The 18824-nt window shown below is 68.6% G+C and carries 14 protein-coding genes and 4 pseudogenes; 15 read left to right on the top strand and 3 right to left on the bottom strand.

What is annotated here, in order from left to right; all coding sequences use genetic code 11:
* The first annotated feature begins 455 nt into the window (after nt 1-455).
* Nucleotides 456-1633, top strand: a pseudogene (locus JF66_RS12370) (FAD-dependent oxidoreductase).
* Nucleotides 1634-1950: 317 nt separating this feature from the next.
* Here the strand turns inward: JF66_RS12370 and JF66_RS12365 are convergent.
* Together JF66_RS12365 and JF66_RS12360 are read right to left on the bottom strand one after the other, a co-directional pair.
* A complete protein-coding gene (locus JF66_RS12365) occupies nt 1951-3459 on the bottom strand; it encodes a M81 family metallopeptidase (RefSeq protein WP_035878447.1) in 1509 nt (502 codons plus the stop codon).
* A gap of 35 nt (nt 3460-3494) precedes the next feature.
* The gene (locus JF66_RS12360) at nt 3495-4379 is read right to left on the bottom strand and encodes an IclR family transcriptional regulator (protein WP_231556399.1); all 885 of its coding nucleotides are present in this window, start codon (nt 4377-4379) and stop codon (nt 3495-3497) included.
* Between the two features lie 165 nt (nt 4380-4544).
* On the opposite strand from JF66_RS12360, the gene JF66_RS12355 reads away from it, so the two are divergent.
* The 11 genes and pseudogenes from JF66_RS12355 (at nt 4545) to JF66_RS12305 (ending at nt 15048) form a co-directional block, all read left to right on the top strand.
* On the top strand, nt 4545-5183 hold the full coding sequence (locus JF66_RS12355; RefSeq protein WP_035878459.1) for an ABC transporter permease: 639 nt from the start codon (nt 4545-4547) through the stop codon (nt 5181-5183).
* Nucleotides 5128-6111 (top strand): annotated as a pseudogene (locus JF66_RS22295) (ABC transporter ATP-binding protein); the annotation flags it as partial. The gene JF66_RS12355 and the pseudogene JF66_RS22295, both read left to right, overlap by 56 nt.
* A 106-nt stretch (nt 6112-6217) precedes the next feature.
* Nucleotides 6218-7006: an ABC transporter permease gene (locus JF66_RS12340; protein WP_035878458.1), complete on the top strand. Its 789-nt coding sequence runs from the start codon at nt 6218-6220 to the stop codon at nt 7004-7006.
* A gap of 62 nt (nt 7007-7068) precedes the next feature.
* Nucleotides 7069-8007, top strand: a complete 939-nt coding sequence (locus tag JF66_RS12335) for a glycine betaine ABC transporter substrate-binding protein (RefSeq protein WP_035878433.1) — start codon at nt 7069-7071, stop codon at nt 8005-8007.
* The gene (fae, locus tag JF66_RS12330) at nt 8007-8579 is read left to right on the top strand and encodes a formaldehyde-activating enzyme (protein ID WP_035878430.1); all 573 of its coding nucleotides are present in this window, start codon (nt 8007-8009) and stop codon (nt 8577-8579) included. The genes JF66_RS12335 and fae overlap by 1 nt, the downstream gene beginning before the upstream one ends.
* A complete protein-coding gene (locus JF66_RS12325) occupies nt 8576-9679 on the top strand; it encodes a mandelate racemase/muconate lactonizing enzyme family protein (protein ID WP_035878426.1) in 1104 nt (367 codons plus the stop codon). The genes fae and JF66_RS12325 overlap by 4 nt, the downstream gene beginning before the upstream one ends.
* Nucleotides 9676-10419: pseudogene (locus JF66_RS25320) on the top strand (aldehyde dehydrogenase family protein); the annotation flags it as partial. The gene JF66_RS12325 and the pseudogene JF66_RS25320, both read left to right, overlap by 4 nt.
* A gap of 62 nt (nt 10420-10481) precedes the next feature.
* Entirely contained in the window at nt 10482-11180 is a 699-nt protein-coding gene (locus JF66_RS25315; protein WP_255351531.1) for an aldehyde dehydrogenase family protein, read from the top strand.
* Between the two features lie 51 nt (nt 11181-11231).
* Nucleotides 11232-12305 carry an NAD(P)-dependent oxidoreductase gene (locus JF66_RS12315; protein WP_081882359.1) on the top strand — a complete coding sequence of 358 codons (1074 nt, stop codon included), beginning with the start codon at nt 11232-11234 and terminating at the stop codon, nt 12303-12305.
* On the top strand, nt 12302-13519 hold the full coding sequence (locus JF66_RS12310) for an iron-containing alcohol dehydrogenase family protein (protein WP_051973486.1): 1218 nt from the start codon (nt 12302-12304) through the stop codon (nt 13517-13519). Before JF66_RS12315 ends, JF66_RS12310 begins: the two co-directional genes overlap by 4 nt.
* A 2-nt stretch (nt 13520-13521) precedes the next feature.
* Nucleotides 13522-15048 (top strand): NAD-dependent succinate-semialdehyde dehydrogenase, encoded by a 1527-nt coding sequence (locus tag JF66_RS12305; RefSeq protein ID WP_369798010.1) that lies wholly within the window; start codon nt 13522-13524, stop codon nt 15046-15048.
* Nucleotides 15049-15092: 44 nt separating this feature from the next.
* Here the strand turns inward: JF66_RS12305 and JF66_RS12300 are convergent, their stop codons facing one another.
* Complete coding sequence (locus JF66_RS12300; RefSeq protein ID WP_035878419.1) at nt 15093-15539, bottom strand: hypothetical protein; 447 nt, start codon at nt 15537-15539, stop codon at nt 15093-15095.
* 588 nt (nt 15540-16127) lie between these two features.
* Between JF66_RS12300 and JF66_RS21775 the strand changes: the two genes are divergently transcribed.
* The 3 genes and pseudogenes from JF66_RS21775 to JF66_RS12285 all read left to right on the top strand — a co-directional run.
* Nucleotides 16128-16658 carry a hypothetical protein gene (locus tag JF66_RS21775; RefSeq protein ID WP_051973485.1) on the top strand — a complete coding sequence of 177 codons (531 nt, stop codon included), beginning with the start codon at nt 16128-16130 and terminating at the stop codon, nt 16656-16658.
* 212 nt (nt 16659-16870) lie between these two features.
* Nucleotides 16871-18184, top strand: a complete 1314-nt coding sequence (locus tag JF66_RS12290) for a UDP-glucose/GDP-mannose dehydrogenase family protein (RefSeq protein ID WP_035878416.1) — start codon at nt 16871-16873, stop codon at nt 18182-18184.
* 252 nt (nt 18185-18436) lie between these two features.
* Nucleotides 18437-18824: pseudogene (locus JF66_RS12285) on the top strand (hypothetical protein); the annotation flags it as partial.

Genomic DNA, 18824 nt, shown 5'->3' with positions numbered 1-18824 from the left:
ATCGACCAAAGCGAAGCACATGTCGGCAAGGGATTCCCTGTGCAATGGCGTGATGTGTGTCATGAAAATTCCTAGCCGATGCGTCGCGATAAGGCGAAACTTGCATCTCCACCCTGAAAATGGCTTATTGAAAGCAGGGTCCGGGCTTTCACGTACACAACATAGTAGTGCCGTTTGTTCGGATTTAGTTGGGAAATACCACGGAAGAACACCCTGACAGCCTGCACGCGCGTGCCAGAATCATGCCGCGCACGATGCAACGGTCCGGCGGCGTGTTCTGACCTCGGCAGGCCCCGGGAGCCGATGAGACTGGTTTCCGTAGTGGTAGCGGCACCCGGCACTGCGCACGTCGTCGTCGCCGTCGATCGTGTACACGAGGCGATGGTCATCCGATGCGACGTGACCACTCGCCCCGCCTAGTCTGAACATCAGGGACGGCGACGGAGGAGCGGCAGATGTATGACGTAGAGACGGTGGTTGTCGGCGGCGGGGCCATGGGATCGGCCACGGCCTGGCAGCTTGCCTCGCGCGGGCGATCGGTGACGCTGCTGGAGCGCTTCGAGCCCGGGCATCTGAACGGCGCCTCCCACGGCGCCTCGCGCAACTTCAACACCGCGTACGCCGACCCCACCTACGTGGGCATGCTCGCCGAGTCGCTCACTCTCTGGCGTGCGCTCGAAGCTGAGTCGGCCGCCTCACTGCTGCACCAGGTGGGCGTGGTCAACCACGGACCGAACCCGGCCTTCGACGCGATGGCCGCCGCCCGTGCGCGGGTGGGGTTCATGTCGGAGTTTCTCACGCCGGAGGCCGCATCGGAACGGTGGCCCGGCATCCGCTTCGACGGGCGTGTGCTGCACGCCCCCGAGGCGGGGCGGCTGAACGCCGACGCGGCCGTCACGGCCCTGCAGGCGCGGGCTTCGGTCGCCGGCGCGACGTGCGACACGGCACCGCGGTGCGGCGCATCGAGGTGGTCGACGACGAGAACGTACGCGTGATCACCGACACTGAGGTGATTCGCTGCCGGCGTGTGGTGGTCACTGTGGGCGCCTGGACCACCCGGCTGCTCGGCGGCGTGCTGAGCCTGCCGAGTCTGGTGGTCACGCAGGAGCAGCCGGCGCACTTCGCGCTGGCCGACCCGTCGGCGGATGCCGCCCGCCGCGCGGCCACCGAGTGGCCCGGGTTCAACCACGCGTATGACGCGACGCAGGCGCGGTACGACTACTGGTACACGCCGGTCTACGGCATGTACACGCCGGGGCAGGGCGTGAAGGCGGGCTGGCACGGCTCGGGGCCGGCAACCGACCCCGACGCGCGCTCGTTCACGCCGGAACCCGCGCAGTTGGCCGCGCTGCAGCGCTACGTGCGCGAGTGGCTGCCCGGAGCGGATGCCGACGTGCTCGAACCGGTGAGCTGCACGTATACGACCACGGCGAACGAGAACTTCGTGCTGGACCGGGTGGGCCCGGTGGTGGTGGGCGCGGGGTTCAGCGGCCACGGCTTCAAGTTCACGCCGGCCGTCGGGCGGGTGCTCGCCGACCTGGCCACGACGGACCTGCCGGGGCCCGCCCTCTTCGCCCTAACCCTCTCGCTGGTCGAGGCGCGACGAAGGAGCGATCGAGACCTCGCACGGTGATTCTCGGACTTGGCTGGGGAGGGATATCTCGCGGGGTCTCGATCGCTCGTGCCTCGCGCCTCGACCAGCAGTCGCCGTCGCTGGTCGAGGCGCGACGAAGGAGTGATCGAGACCTGGTGACCGGGTCTGCGGTTCGGCTCGCGGGGTCTCGATCGCTCGTGCCTCGCGCCTCGACCGGCGGTTGCCGTCGCTGGTCGAGGCGCGACGAAGGAGCGATCGAGACCTGGTGACCGGGTCTGCGGTTCGGCTTGCGCGGTCTCGATCGCTCGTGCCTCGCGCCTCGACCGGCGGGGTGCCCGGCGGTCGGGGCCCAGCCATTACTCGTCGGGGCCGGTGAGTGGCCCGGTGGAGGGCGCGATGAATCGCGGCTCCAGGTCGGGTTGCCACTCGAACGCGTCGAAGGGGAACATGGGGCGGCGAAGATGCTGGTGCCCGAGGCGGGCGAGGTCCTGATCCACTCCGCCGGGGGTGAGGGCGAGCCGCCAGTCGGCGCTCATCTCGAACAGTTCCGGTTCGAGGTACCCGATCTTCACGACCACGACATCCGCCGATCGCGGCTGCAGGCCGAGCCGCGTGAAGTCTGCCTCGAGATGGTACGGCTTGCGCCGCGTGGTCACGATCACATGCACCCCGCCCACCTGAATGACAACCTCGGTGCCGGCATCCTCGTCGCCGTGCCTGATGAAGCGCACCACGCCCTCCAGCAGCACCGGCCCGGCATGACGGCTGTCGATCTGCGCGCCGGCCTCAACACGCACCTGACCCCCGACGCCCGCCTCGACGGCGGCGGCCACGGCGGCCGGGTCGGGAATGGAAGCGTAGATCACCGTGACCGCGCCCACCCGCAACTCGGGGCGCTCCAGCAGCCGGGCGAGCCCCCAGGTCACGTCGCCGGCCCCGCCGGCGGTGGGGTTGTCGCCGGAATCACTGATGAAAAACGGGCGGGCCGGGCTGGCCAGCGCGGCGTCCAGACACTCGTCGAGGGAACCGGTCGGGGCAGCGAAGTCGAAGTCGTTCCGGCTGTCCCAATACGACCGGGCCAGCCGACGGGCACCGGATGCCACGGCTCCGGCGTCATCGCCGGTCACCACGGCCACGGCTCGGTTACGGGGCTCGTCCGCCCAGGCGTACCCCACCCAGAGTGCGGCATCGAGCACGCCCGCCATGGATTCCACCTCGGCGACCTGCGCGTACACGCCCCGGCCCGGTTCGACGCGGGTGCTGGTCTTCTCCCCGGCAAGGAGCACGGGGATGGGAACCCAGGCCTTCAGTGGGCGGCCAAGACCGGAGTCCAGACGATCGAGCAGGTTGCGCGCGGCCCGCTCATGGGTCTCGGCAGAATCCTCATGCGGCGCCAGGCGACCGCAGGTCACGAGGTCAAGCTGATGCACCAGACGACGGGAGACGTTGCCGTGCAGGTCCATCGATGCCGACACGAGCACATCCGGCCCGATGACCGCACGAATGGCCTCGAGCAGATGCGCCTCCGGGTCGGCCAGCCCCTGCACGCTCATCGCGCCGTGGATGTCGAGGTACAGCCCGTCGAGCGGCCCCACGTCGGCCAGCCGAGTGAGAATCTCCGCCGTGAGCCGGTCGTAGGCCTCGCGCGTCACCGCTCCGCCGGCGAGCGCCGTTGCCACCAGGGTGGGCAGCCAGTCCGCTCGGGCGCGGAGCGGAGATCCGGGGGCCAACCACTCGTGGTCGTCGAGCACCTCCGAGCCGCGGAGGGTGCGGAACGCTTCGATGTTCGTGGTGGCCGGCGAAAAGGTGCTCGACTCGGTACCCAGACCGGCGATGGCGACTCGAAATCTGCGACGCGGTGACATGTGTGCTCGCTTTCGTGAAGGGTACGGGGGCGGGGTTAGGCCGGTGCGCCCAGCTGTGCGGAGAATTCGGCGGCCACACGAGCGGCCAATGCCCCCGCCTCGTGCAGGTGTGAGCCCATGCGGGTCTTCGGTGCGCTCACGTTGATGGCGGCAATGATGTTGCCGCGAAAATCGAAAACCGGCGCGGAGACACCCACCACGCCCTTCTCGAACTCTTCGTCGACCGTGGCATAGCCGCGGCGTCGAATGAGCGCCACCTGGCGTTTCAGGCTGGCGAAGTCGGTGACGAGGGGAACGCCGTCGGCCTCGCGAGCCGTGGCATCCGCGGTGTCGGTGCGCAGCAGGAGCGGCGTAACCGGGCTGGTGACCGGTTCGTCGTGGCCGTGCGCATCGTACCAGCGCCGAAGATCGTCTTCGGCCCAGTCGCTCACGAGCACCCGGCCCGACGAGGTGCGCCACGCGGCCGTGCTGACCCCCTCCCAGCCGAGTCCGCGAAACGCGTACTCGCTCAGTTCGCTCGCGAGGGTGAGCACATTGCCGCCACGCAACACGCAGAGGTGCGTGGTCTCGTGGGTCGCCGTGACCATGCGACGAAGATACGGCACGGAGGCTCGCACCAGGCGCGACTCCAGGGTGCGGGCCGCGAGGGCGTACAGCTGGTAGCCGAGGCGATAGTTCTGGGTGGCCTCATCGCGTGACACCAGGCCGAACTCGGCGAGGGTCGCCAGGGTGCGCGAGATCAGCCCCTTGTCGCGCCCGGCGAGCTCGGCCACGCGCAGCACCCCGAGCCCGCCAGCGGCCTCACATTCGGGGGAGCCCAGTATCTCCAATATCTCCAGGTCGCGGCGCAAACCGGCGGAATTTCGCCGCGGAACGGCCTTCGGCGCTCGGGAATCGGCAGCGGACATGTCGGTGGTCATGCCTGCAGACTAAGTCATGGTTGCCATATGCACAATCCCTGTTGTGCAAAAAGCAACGATCTCATAGTCTCTTGTCTAATCCCCCTGTCGCTTCGCTCGAAGCGGCAGATCACACAATGACGAGTGAAGGAGGGCGCGCCCGTGACCCTGGACCTCAACGGACTACTGACGTTTTGGGCACGCCGGTGGGACGACATCCTGGAGCTGCTCGGCGAGCACCTCCTCGTGGTGGCCATCTCCCTGCTGATCGCCATGGTGGTCGGCATCGGCGTGGGCATGCTGGTGTGGAACAAGCCCCTGCCACGGTCCGTGGTGATCGCCGCAGCCGGGGTGGCCCTCACCATCCCGTCGCTCGCCCTGCTCGCCCTCCTGATTCCCCCGTTCGGCCTCGGCTGGACCCCCACCCTGATCGCCCTCGTGATGTACTCGCTGCTGCCGATCGTGCGCAACACCGTGGTGGGACTGCGCGAGGTGCCGCCGGCGATCATGGAATCCGCCCTCGGCATGGGCATGACGCCGTTCGCCGTGCTGCTGCGCGTGCAGCTGCCGATGGCCTGGCCCATCATCCTCACCGGGGTGCGCGTGGCCGCACAGCTCACCATCGGCGTCGCTGCCATCGCCGCCTACGTGGCGGGGCCCGGCCTCGGGCAATTCATCTTCCAGGGCCTCAGCTCGCTCGGCTCCAAGAACGCCCTCAACTTCGCCCTCACCGGAACGCTCGGTGTCGTGCTCCTCGCCCTCGTCGTCGATGCCGCGTTTGTGGCCATCACCCGAACCACCACATCAAAGGGACTCCGTGCCTAAGCAACTCAACACCGCACTCATCCAGATCTCCGGCAAGACCAGCGGAGCCCTCATCGAGCTCAACAACGTGACCAAGCAGTACCCCAACCAGGCCGTCGCGGCGGTGGAGAGCTTCTCCATGACCGTGCAGCCCGGCGAACTGGTGATGTTCGTGGGGCCGAGCGGATGCGGCAAGACCACGACCATGAAAATGATCAACCGCATCATCGAACCCACGAGCGGGTCGATCTCCATCGACGGCCGTGACGTGCTCTCGCTCAACCCGAGCGAGCTGCGCCGGCACATCGGCTACGTGATCCAGCAGATCGGGCTGTTTCCGCACATGACCATTGCGGAGAACATCAGCGTGGTACCCAAGCTGCTCGGCTGGAACAAGGCCAAGACCAACGACCGCGTCTACGAACTGCTCACGACCGTGGGTCTCGAACCCGAAGATTTCGCCAACCGTTACCCCAAGCAGCTCTCCGGCGGACAGCAGCAGCGCGTCGGTGTGGCCCGAGCGCTTGCCGCGGACCCACCCGTGATGCTGATGGACGAACCGTTCGGCGCCACCGACCCGATCACCCGCGAGAAGCTGCAGGCCGAGTTCCTGCGCCTGCAGGCGTCGATCGGCAAGACCATCATCTTCGTCACCCACGACTTCGATGAGGCAGTGCGGCTCGGCGACCGGATCGCCGTGCTGAGCAACCGCAGCCAGATCGAACAGTTCGACACGCCCGCCAACATCCTCACCAACCCCGCCAACGACTACGTCTCCTCCTTCATCGGGCTCGGCACCACCATCAAACGCCTCGTGCTGATCCCGGTGACCGAGGCTCGCCTCGGCCCCGCGAGCGCGGCCACCGGGGGACCGATCACCGTGCGCACGACCGACTCCCTGCGCGATGCCCTCGATGCCCTCGTGCTCACGGGGCTGCCCGCCCTGGCCGTGGTCGACGACCGCAACACGGTCGTCGGGTCGATCAGCATCGATCAGATCTCCGCGGTTCTCGGTACCGAGGTACCCACCTCGCCGCGGCCACGGAGGTGTGACCGTGGATTTTCCCACCGCCACCCGGGCGATCCCCACAGCGGTGCAGCGGCCGGCCACGCGGCGGAGCGAGATCTGGTCGGTCAAGAGATTCGTGACCCCGGCCGTCGTGCTGCTCGTGCTCGCCGCACTCTTGCTCTGGCTGTCCAGTCTCAGCCTCGACTCGATCGAGTCGCGCACCCTGAACGCCGACTACATCATCGCGCGGGTGCGCGAACACCTCGGCCTCACCGTGGTCGCCTCCGCACTGGTCGCCGTGCTGGCCATCCCCACCGGAATCATGCTCAGCCGCACGCGCTCCCGGGTGATCAAAGGGGTCGTGCTCGGCATCGCCAACGTGGGACAGGCCACGCCCGCCGTGGGCGTCATCATCTTGCTGGCCATCATGTGGCAGACCGGATACCTCACCGCCCTCGTGGGACTCGTGGTCTATTCGTTCCTGCCGGTGCTGCGCAACACGATGATCGGTCTGCAGCAGGTAGACGAGAACGTGCGCGAATCCGCGTACGGCATGGGCATGACCGCCAACCAGGTGCTGTTCCGCATCGAACTGCCCCTCGCGGTGCCCGTCATTCTCGCCGGCCTGCGCACGTCCCTCGTGTTCTGCGTGGGAGTGGCCACCATCGCCACCTTCATCAACGCCGGTGGCCTGGGCGACATGATCGTCAACGGACTCAAGCTGCAGCGCTACCCCGTGCTCGTCACCGGAGCCGTACTCGTCGCCTGTATCGCGCTTCTCATCGACTGGGTCGCCGCAACCGCCGAAGACGTGCTGCGTCCCCGCGGTACCTGAAACTCTCGCTCTTTCCCTTCCACCACAGCAGTTCCACCGATCCCTACGTTCAAGGAGCCACCATGAAAAAACCCACCGTCCTGTCGATTCTGGCCCTCACCGCCATCGGCGCCCTCGCGCTCACCGGCTGTTCCGCCGGAGCAACCACAGCGGCCGGAGCGCAGGGCGACGAGGTGGCCGGCCTCACCGGCACCGTCGGCGCCAAAGACTTCTCCGAGCAGTACATCCTCGCGTACCTCACCAGCGGGCTGCTCAACGCTCATGGCGCCGACACGGATGCCAACACCCAGGTCGTGGGCTCGGCCAACGTGCGCGCCGCCCTGGAGAGCGACGACTTCATGGGCTACTGGGAGTACACCGGAACGTCCTGGATCACCTACAACAACAACACCGTTCCGGTGCAGGGCGAAGAAGCCCAGTTCGCCGCCACGAAAGAGGCCGACGGCGCCAACGGCATCGCCTGGCTCGACCCGGCTCCGCTGAACAACACATACGCCTTCTCCATCCGCTCCGACAAGGCCAAGGAACTGGGCGTCACCTCGCTCAGCGACATTGCCAAGCTGCCGATCGCCGACCAGACGTTCTGCATCGAGAGCGAATTCTCCACCCGCGACGACGGCTGGCCCGGGCTGAAAGCCGCCTACGGCCTCGACGTGCCCGACTCCAACGTGGCCCTGCTCGACACCGGTGTGATCTACACCGCCACCCAGAAGGGCGACGACTGCAACTTCGGCGAGGTGTTCCAGACCGACGGCCGCATCAAGGCCCTCGACCTCGTGGTGATGAAAGACGACAAGCAGTTCTTCCCGGTGTACCAGGGCGCGTTCACCCTCAAGCAGACCACCCTCGACGAGCACCCCGGCATCGCCGAGGTGATGGCGCTGATGAGCGACAAGCTCACCACCGAGGAGATGCAGAAGCTCAACGCGCAGGCCGACGTCGACGGCGAAGACCCCGAAGACATCGCCAACGCCTGGCTCACCGAGCAGGGACTGATCTGATGACCCCGGCCCCTCACCCGACCCAGGCCCTGCAAATTGGCGAAAGCTTCATCGGCGACGGCGTCAACGCCGCCCACGTCAACACGGTTTTCGGTCACCGCGAGGGGCCGGCCGGCGTGGCCTGGGCGACCGCCCTCGCCACGCCGAGTGCAGGGCACGTGCCCTTCGTCACCGTGCTGCGCCCGTCGCTGCCCGTGAAACCGCTGACTCTGTTCGTCACCAAGGCCGCCCCGGCAACGGATGCCCACGGCCTGCTCATCTGGGGACCGGCCCAGGCCGGCATCGCCGCCGGCGTGGCCGAGGCGCTGGCCGACGGCACCATCTCCCTCGAACAGGCCGACAGCCACGTGGTCATCGCCGCCGTCTGGGTGAACCCCGGCGCCGACGACGCCGACACCGTGTACGCGAACAACCGACTCTCGGTGCATACCGCCCTCGTGAACGGCGCGGCCTCGCTGCCGTCGAGCGAGGCCGTGATCGCCGCCCGGGACAGCCCGTTCAACCCCTTCTACACCCCGCGACCGGCCGCCTCCCTGCAGGCCGCCACGACTGAGCACGGAGCCTCCGTATGAAGATCACGGCCATTCGCCTCACCCGGCTGAACCTGCCGCTCGATCCGCCGTTCTCGGCAGCCTGGGACCCGGTTCCGCGCCGTAACTTTCCGGCCACCCTGGTGCAGGTCGAAACGGACTCCGGCCTGATCGGCGTGGGCTCCGGCGACACGATGGACGGTTTCGAAGCGTACGAAGACCTGTTCATCGGCACCGACCCGCTGCAGATCCTCAACCAGGTGCGCCGGATCGAAACCATCAACTTTCACGGCGGCCGCTACTGGCCGCTCGAGGCGGCGCTCTGGGACATCATCGGCCAGGTCGCCGGGCTGCCGGTGAGCGTGCTCTTCGGCGGGGCTCGCGACCGCCTCACCGCCTACGCCTCCTGCGGCGAGCTCAAACCGCCGGCGGCCCGGGCCGAATCGGCGCTCGCCGCCCGCGAACGCGGCTTCAAGGCCATGAAGATCCGCATCGCCCGCGACCGCATCGACGAGGGCATCGCCGCCGTTCGCGCCACTCGCGAGGCCGTGGGCGACGACTTCGACCTCATGGTGGACCTCAACCAGATGTGGCGCATGAGCGGCGACATCGAGGCCGCCCTGCCGCTGGCCCGGGTGCGCCGCATCGCCGCGGAACTCAACGACCTCGGCGTGCTCTGGCTGGAAGAACCACTGCCGCAGGCCGACGTGATCGGCGCCCGGCGCATCCGCTCCGAAACCGGCATTCAGGTGGCCGCCGGCGAAATGGTGCGCAGCATGGGTGAGATGAACGCGCTGATCGAAGCGGATGCCTACGACATCTACCAGCCCGACGTGGTGCTCGCCGTAGGCATGTACCGGGCGCGGCAGGTGGCGGAATCCGCCAACCTGCGGCACCGGCTGTTCACCCCGCACACCTGGAGCAACGGGCTGGGCCTGCTGGCCAACCTGCACGTGGCCGCCGGCGTGGACGCCGGGCCGTACCTGGAGTTTCCCTACGACCCGCCCGGGTGGACGCCGGAACGCCGCGACTTTTTCATGACCCCGCTCGACGTCAACGCCACCGGCGAACTCGTGGTGCCCACCCTTCCGGGGCTCGGCGCGCAGATCGACTGGACCGCAGTAAAGAGGTACACCGTATGACCGACTGGATCTCCCAGGCCGCCGCCCTCACACCCGAAACCCGGCTGTTCATCGATGGCGACTTTCGGCCCGCCCGCGACGGCGCCACCTTCGACAGCTTCTCCCCGCGCGATGGCCGCCTGCTCGCCGCGGTGAGCGCCGCCGGCGAAGCGGATGTCGACGACGCCGTTCGCGCCGCCGCCCGCGCCTTCGACTCCGGTGTGTGGAGCCGTGCCGACCGCCGCGAGCGGGCCAGGGTGCTCACCCGGCTGAGCGAGCTGATGCTGGAGAACCTCGACGAGCTGGCCCTGCTCGAATCGATCGACTCCGGGCATCCGATCGGTGACGCCCGCCGGGTGGACGTGCCGCAGGCCGCGCGCACGGTGCGCTGGTACGCCGAGGCCATCGACAAGATCTACGACGAGATCGCGCCCACCCCGCAGAGCGCGCTCGCCCTGATCACCCGCGAACCGCTCGGCGTGGTGGGCGCCGTCGTGCCGTGGAACTACCCGCTCATCATCACCGCGTGGAAGATCGCCCCCGCGCTCGCCGCCGGCAACTCGGTCGTGCTCAAGCCGGCCGAACTGACCAGCCTGTCGGCGCTCAAACTCGCGCAGCTGGCCGCCGAGGCCGGCATTCCGGCCGGCGTGTTCAACGTGGTTCCGGGACTCGGCCCGGTGGCCGGTCAGGCGCTCGGCCGGCATCCGCTCGTGGACAAGATCACCTTCACCGGCTCACCCGCCGTGGGCCGCGGTTTTCTCGGCTACTCCGGCGAATCCAACGGCAAGCAGGTGGCCCTGGAGCTGGGCGGCAAATCCGCCAGGTGGTGCTTGCCGACACCGAAGACCTCGCCGCGTGCGCGGAATCGGTGGCCTGGGGCATCTTCTACAACGCCGGGCAGACCTGCCACGGCGGCAGCCGCCTCATTGTGGACGAACGCGTGCACGACGAACTTGTGGAGCGCGTGCTCGCCGTGGGCCGGTCGCTCGTGCTTGGCGACCCGCTCGACGAGGCCACCCAGATCGGCACGATCGCGAGCGAGAAGCAGCTCGAACGCGTGCTCGCGTACACCGACATCGCCGCCGCCGAGGGTGCCGTGGTGCACGGCGGGCGCCGGGTGCGGCCCGACGGCCTCGCCGACGGCTACTACGTGGAACCCACCGTGTTTGATCACGTGGACAACTCCGGGCGCATCGGCCAGGAAGAGATCTTCGGTCCGGCCCTGTCGGTCACCACGGTGCGCGGCGCGGCCGAGGCCGTGCGCGTGGCCAACGACAGCGCCTACGGCCTCGCCGCCAGCGTGTGGACCGGCAACATCACCACCGCCCACGCGGCCGCCCGCGAACTGCGCGCCGGAACCGTGTGGGTGAACACCTTCGACGCCTCCGACATCATCACCCCCTTCGGCGGCTTCAAGAACTCGGGCAGCGGCCGCGACCGGTCGCTGCACGCCTTCGACGCCTACACGGCGCTGAAGACCACCTGGATCAACCTGGGTTCCTCGCCGCTCACCGACGACTGACCCGTTCCGCACTGCCCGACTCACCCCACTGACTGAATTGAGAGAACTGATATGACCGCTACCCCGTCGACCCGCGTCGGCTTCATCGGCCTGGGCAACATGGGCTCCGGCATGACCCGTAACCTGCAGAAGGCCGGCTACGCGCTCGTCGTCAACGACATCCGTCGCGAATCGGCCGCCGAACTGCTGGCCAACGGTGCCGAATGGGCCGATACCCCCGCCGAGGTCGCCGCCCGGTCCGACGTGGTCATCACCATGCTGCCCACCCCCCGGCACGTCGACACCGTGGTGAACGGGAAGAACGGCATCCTGGCCGGAATAGCGGATGGCGGCTGCTGGATCGACATGTCCACCTCCGTTCCCGACGTGGCCAACGGCGTGCGGTTCGAGCACGCCGACCGCGGCCTGCGCATTCTGGACGCCCCGGTGAGCGGCATGTCGGTGGGAGCAGCCTCGGGCATGCTGCAGATCTTCGTGGGCGGATCCTCCGACGACTTCGAGTCGCTGCTGCCGATCTTCCAGGCGATGGGCGACCCGGAGCGCATCCTGCACGTGGGCGCGGCCGGCACCGGCTACGCCGTGAAACTCATGATCAACCAGCTCTGGTTCTCCCACCTCGTGGCCACCGCCGAGGTGCTCAGCATCGGCGTGAAGGCCGGCGTCGACCTCGGCGTGCTGCGCGCCTCGCTCATCGCCAGCCCCGCCAACAGCAACTTCGTGCAGCACGACGTTCTGTCGATCCTCGGCGAGGGTGACTACGACGAGGGTTTCTCCATCGCCCTGGCCTGCAAAGACCTCGGACTCTCCATCGACCTGGCCCGGTCGGTGGGTGTGCCCGCCGAACTCAGTGGCCTCGTCGAACAGATCTACCGCCGCGCCCGCGCCCAGTACGGCGACAGTGCCGGCGAGATGAGCCCGGTGCGACTCTACGAAGACCTCAGCGGCATCAACCTGCGTCTGAACGACTCCACGCCCGTGAGCCCCGCCGATGTGGTGGCCGCGGTGGCCGCCGCTGAGGAAGCCGCCGAAGTCTCGGCGAACGCGTCGGTCGCCGCGTCGGTGGCGGCATCCGCTGCTGCCGCCGCCGTGGCGTCATCGGTCAACGCCGAACTGGCCTCCGCATGAGCGCCCCCGGAACGGCCGCGCTCGCCGCGACCGGCCTCGCGCCGCTGCCCCGACCGCTCAGCGACATGTCGCTCGTGCTCGACCCGAAGCCGGTGGCGCACTTCGGCCGCGGCACCGTCACCGAGGTGGGCGTCATCACCGCGCAGAGCGGCGTGACGCACGCGCTCATCGTGACCGACCCGTTCCTGGCGGCCAGCCCGGTGGTCGCCGCCGTGCGCGCCGCTCTCGAAGGCGCTGGCCTCGCCGTCACCGTGTACGGCGGGGTGACACCCAACCCCACCACCACGTGCGTCGACGAGGGCAGCGACCTCGCCGCATCCGTGGGCGCCGACGGCATCGTGGCCGTGGGCGGTGGATCGTCGATGGACGCCGCGAAGGGCATCGCCCTAGGCGCCCTCAACCCACAGCGCGGAATCGACCTGGACTACCGCAGCACCTTCGCGCACCCGGCCCTGCCGATCGTGGCCGTGCCGACCACGGCGGGCACCGGCGCCGAGGTGAACGCCTTCGGCGTGATCACAGATGTGGTGAGCCACCGCAAGTTCTACGTGGGCCACGACAGCGCCCTCGCGCGCGCGGCCGTGCTCGACCCCGACCTCACCGTGGGCCTGCCCGCGGGAGCGACGGCGGCCACCGGAATGGATGCGCTCACCCACGCGTTGGAGTCGTACCTGTCGGTACGTGCCAACCCGTACAGCGACGGGATCGCGTTGCAGGTCATCTCGACCGTCGCCGAGTTTCTGCCGCGGGCCGTGGCGGACGGATCGGACATCGAGGCTCGCGCGGAACTGCTGCTGGCCAGCCACGTGGCCGGAGTCGGGTTTTCGCACACCGGCCTCGGCCTCGTGCACGGCATCGCGCATCCGCTCGGCGGCCAGTTCAACATTCCGCACGGCCTCGCCCTGTGCATCGTGATCGAGGGTGTGCTGCGCTTCAACCTGACCGCCCGCGCGGCGCGCATCGCCCGGGTGGGCTTCGCTCTGGGCGTGGGCGACACCGCTGCCACCGAGGCCGACAACGCGGAGAGCGCCATCCGGGCGATCGCGGCGCTCGCCACGAGTGTCGGCATGACCGGCCCGCTGGCCACATTCGGCGTGACCGAGGCCGACCTGGCCTCGCTGGCCGCCGACACGCTCGCCGACGCCGTCACCGTGAACAATCCCATTCAGCCCACCGTCGCCGACGTGGAGCGCATTCTGAAGGAGTCCCTGTGACGATCACCCCCGCCATTCCCACGCCGACCCTCGCACCCGTTGCGGGCGTCACCGCGGCCGACGAGCGCGCCCTGCTGGCGAGCATTCCCACCGGACTGTTCATCGGGGGCGAATGGCGGGCGGCGAGTGACGGAGGCACCTTCGACGTGTGCGATCCGTCAACGGGGGCCGTGCTGGTTCGCGTCGCCGACGCCACCCCGGAAGATGGGAGGGCGGCGCTGGCCGCAGCATCCGCTGCGCAGAAGGCCTGGGCGAAAACCCCGCCGCGTGTGCGGGCCGAGATTCTGCGCGCGGCGTTCGACGCCGTGACCGCCAGGGCCGACGACTTCGCCCTGCTCATGACGCTCGAGATGGGCAAACCGCTCGCCGAAGCCCGCGGCGAGGTGGCCTACGGCGCCGAATTTCTGCGCTGGTTCTCGGAAGAGACCGCGCGCGTCTCGGGTCGGTTCGCGGTTGCGCCCGACGGCCGCAGCCGACTGATGGTGACCAAGCGCCCCGTGGGGCCGTGCCTGTTCATTACGCCGTGGAACTTTCCGCTGGCGATGGCCACGCGCAAGATCGCCCCGGCCATCGCCGCGGGCTGCACGATGGTGCTCAAGCCTGCGGCGCTCACCCCGCTCAGCGCCCTGCTGTTCGCCCAGGTGTTGCACGAGTGCGGGCTGCCGGCCGGCGTGCTCAACGTCGTGCAGACCACGAGCGCCGGTGCGGTGACGGCGCCGCTCATCACCGACCCTCGGCTACGCAAGCTCTCGTTCACCGGGTCGACCCCGGTTGGCCGTGCCCTGCTGAAAAACGCCGCGGACCAGGTTCTGCGCGTGTCGATGGAGCTCGGCGGCAACGCTCCGTTCATCGTGTTCGAGGACGCAGACCTGAACGCCGCCGTCGATGGCGCGATGCTCGCCAAACTGCGCAATGGCGGCGAGGCCTGCACCGCGGCAAACCGGATCCTGGTGCACGAGTCGATTGCGGGAGAGTTCACCGCCCGGCTCGTGGAGCGGATGCGCGCGCACACCGTCGGTCGCGGCACCGAACCGGGCACGCTGCTCGGCCCGCTCGTGGACGAGGCCACCCGAGCCAAGGTGCACGAACTCGTCACCGACGCCCAGGCGGCGGGCGCTCACCTTGCCCTCGGGGGACGCTACGTGGACGGGCCCGGGTACTTCTACGAACCGACCGTGCTCACGGATGTTCCCGGTGCGGCGCGCATCCTCCGTGAAGAGGTATTCGGCCCCGTCGCACCGATCTCGACCTTCGCCACCGAAGAGGAGGCCATCGCCCTGGCCAACGACACCGAGTTCGGTCTGGTGGCGTACGTGTTCACGCTCGATCTCAACCGCGCGTTGCGGCTGTCGGAAGAACTCGACGTGGGCATGCTCGGGGTGAACACGGGAATCGTCTCCAATCCCGCCGCTCCGTTCGGCGGTGTCAAGCAGTCTGGTCTCGGCCGGGAAGGCGGATTCGAGGGTATCGAGGAATATCTGGAGACCCGCTACGTGGGCATCGCCGACCCCTTCGCCTCCGCGCACTGACCCTCGCTCCCGCCCCCGCTCAGCGGGGTGCGGGAGCCCGACGGTTACGCGTGCTTTCTGAAAGCGATGACCACGGGGACGAATGCGAAGACAGCAGCCCCGAGCACCCAGGAGCCCCAGTTGGGCAGGGCTGGCGGGGCTCCCTCGGGAGCGGCCAGATTGGCGCTGACCATCCAGATGATGACGCAGAAGCTGCCGACGAGGCCGGTCACCAGCAGCACGATTCTGGGCGGGGCATCCGCTGCGGGGGTGAGGCCCGCGACGAACCCGAACACCCCGGCCACGAAGGCGGTCACGGCCGTGAACCCCACAAAGAACCACGTCGGTTGCGTCGTGGCGACCTCCCCGCCCGACCACTGCGCGGGAAGAGCGCTGGGGAGCACGTCTCGCCACAGCAACCACGTCGTGAGGATGACGACCACCGGCACGAGCGTGAGCACCCCGGCCGTGACGAAGCGGGCACTGCGCGGCTTCTGGACAGTCGCAGGCATGGTCTGATCCCTTCCGGTAACGCGACTCAGCCCTGTAAACACCTGTCGCGAAGGGGCTTGGGAGCTCGGTGAGCGCCCACCCAGCGTACTGTGCGACCTTATCGGGGGCAGTTCTCCTCGAGGAGGCGCGGCATGGTCGTGCCTGGTCGCCCAACCTGAGCGTGCCCCCAATCCGAGTACCAGACTCGACGTTGCGATCTCCCCGACACTGGATGAGTTCGGCGCTCCTTCACCGACGCGATGCCGTCGGTGGAGTATGGATGGGGGGCATCCGCAGCGAACGCCCGCGCACGAAGGCAGAATATCTGAGACAAGCTCACGGGCCTGTCACAGCGCGCGACCGCGCCGGGAGAACCGGAGATTCGGGCTAACTTAGACCGACTGCCGGGGCAACGAGTCGCCAAATATGGGGGGTGCGACGGTGCCTGGGCGCCCGACGCCGCGGCGGCAATCGACCGGCCTGTCGGGTGGCCCCAGCATGCACAGGTCTACTGGATAACAGCTGAGAACGTCCCTATGCTGACGACAGCTTCAGTCGAAGCGAGCCAGTGTCGGCGAAAGCATCACACCAATCCCAGGGGGACCACTATGGCAAAAAAGGCCTTCGCCGCGATCGTTCTTGCGATCCTGGCTATTTTCGCAGTTCCGTCTGCAGCGAGCGCTGCCGGCTACGTTCCGGTCATCAACATCACCATCACCGGAACCGCCATCCCGGGTGCCACCGTCAACATCATTTTCAACACCGGTTCCTTCACCCCGGGTGAGACCGTGGCATTCGGCGTCAACGGCGCCGATACCGCCACCCTCGGCAGCGTCAAGGCCGCCACCGTCACCACCACCAAGGTGGCATCCGCCCAGGGTGCAACCAGCCTCGCGGTCACCCTGCCCAAGAACGCAACGGGATCGTACAACGTGACCGCTACCGGCCTCACCTCCGGCGTCGTCGGCACGGCGACCATCACCACCATCGCCGCTGACGGCGTGAGCAACACCGGCCTGGCCAGCACCGGATACGAGGCACCCGTGCTTCTCATCTGGAGCGCAGCCGGCGCACTGCTGCTCGGCCTCTCACTGATCGTCGTTCTCATGATCGTTCGTCGCCAGCGCGCAACTGCGTAGCACTCTCCGGGTGGCTTCTTCCGACACTGTCGAGGTCGCTAAGAGTTCATGAACAGGACGCAGGGCCCCGGGCACATGCTCGGGGCCCTGCTGTGCGCCCGGTGGAACCAACCGGCGCGCCGACCGGCCGGGCACCGTCGGCACCACCACCCGCACCACGGCGACAGGGGCGCACTCCGCGCCGATAGGCTCGACGCATGGGGAAAGAAAGTATGAAGATATCGGTCATCGGTTGCGGCTACCTGGGTGCCGTGCACGCGTCCGCCATGGCGGAGCTCGGGCACGAGGTCATCGGCATTGACGTAGACGCCGCCAAGATCGCGCACCTCGCAGAAGGACGCCCACCGTTCTTCGAGCCTGGGCTGCCCGAGGTGCTCACCTCCGCGATGGCCTCAGGCCGTCTGCGGTTCAGTTCCGACATCGCGGATGCCGCGGGCGCGCAGGTGCACTTCATCGCCGTGGGCACCCCGCAGAAGCCCGGCAGCTACGCCGCGGACCTCACCTACGTGGATGCCGCGGTCGACTCCCTGCTGCCCTACCTCAACCCGGGCGACCTCGTCGTGGGTAAGAGCACCGTGCCGGTCGGCACCGCAGCCCGGCTCGCCGCCGTGGTGGAGGCATCCGGCAGTGGCGCCTCGCTGGCCTGGAACCCCGAGTTTTTGCGTGAGGGCTTTGCCGTGCAAGACACCATCAGCCCCGACCGTCTGGTCTACGGAGTGCCGGAGGGTGAGGCCGGCACGCACGCCACGGGCCTGCTCAGCCGGGTCTACGCCGCGGCCCTCGTGGCCAACACCCCGCTGGTGGTCACCGACTACGCCACCGCCGAACTCGTGAAGGTCGCCGCGAACGCGTTCCTCGCGACCAAGATCAGCTTCATCAACGCCATGGCCGAAATCGCCGAGGTATCGGGCGCCGACGTGACCCAGCTGGCGGATGCCATCGGCTACGACGCCCGCATCGGCCGCCGGTTTCTGAACGCCGGCGTCGGCTTCGGCGGCGGCTGCCTGCCTAAGGACATCCGCGCTTTCACCGCTCGGGCCGAAGAACTCGGCCGGGGCGAGTCCGTGGCGTTTTTGAAAGAGGTGGACGCCATCAACCTGCGCCGCCGCAAGCGCGTGATCGACCTCGCCGTCTCCACGCTCGGCGGCTCGGTGTACAACAAGAAGGTGGCCGTGCTCGGCCTCAGCTTCAAGCCGCACTCCGACGACGTGCGCGATTCCCCGGCCCTGGATGTGGCTGTTCAGCTGCGGGGACTCGGTGCCGATGTGATGGCCACCGACCCGCAGGCCATCGAGAACAGCCGCGCGCGGCATCCGCAGTTGAGCTACTCGACGAGTGTCGAAGAGACCCTCACCGGGTCAGATGCCGTCGTGCTCGTCACCGAGTGGCCCGAGTTCAGGGACATCGACCCCGTGTGGGCCAAGACCCTGGTGCGCACGGCGACGATGATCGACGGCCGCAACACGCTCGACGCCGCCGCCTGGCGAGCCGCCGGGTGGAACTACATCTCCCTCGGTCGTCCCTGACCCCTGGGGAGTGCGCGCTGGGGAACTGCGTCGCGGTTTCCCCATCCTGCTGGTCGAGGAACGCCGTCTACGGCGTGTCTCGAGACCTGGTGGGCCGTGTCGGCTCGCGCGGTCTCGATCGCTCCTTCGTCGCGCCTCGACCAGCGAAATGGGTAAAGGCGCCACATTTCCCTCCTAGCCTCGACCGGCGGGGTGGGCGCGGCACACTCGCAGGCTCTTGACGGGGGACCCGCGGCTGGCTTGAATGGGCCCATGGTGCGGTCTGCGAACGAGGCGCCGGGTGGTCGGCGCGCCCGCCGGATCGTGCTGATCTCTGCCCTGAGCCTCCTGGTACTGGCGATCGCGATGGGCGCCTGGGTGGGCGCACGCGGTCTGCTGGCGCGCAGTGAGCTCGCCGAGGCGCAGGCCCTCGCCGCCACCCTGCAAGGCCAGATCGTCTCGGGCGACGAGGCCGCGGCCGGGTCAACCTACACCCGGCTCGCCGGGCACTCGGCCGAAGCCGTGCGGCTCACGAGCGATCCCGTCTGGCACCTCGCGGAGGCGGTGCCGGTGCTCGGCCGCAACCTCGCCGTGGTGCGCCAGCTCGCGGCCGGCATCGACGACGTGACCCGGCAGTCGATCAAACCGCTCACCGAGGTGG

This window comes from Cryobacterium sp. MLB-32 (genome assembly GCF_000738085.1).
Lineage (GTDB): Bacteria > Actinomycetota > Actinomycetes > Actinomycetales > Microbacteriaceae > Cryobacterium.
Note: the sequence above shows the minus strand (reverse complement) of the source record. Positions and strands in the feature narration are given on the sequence as shown.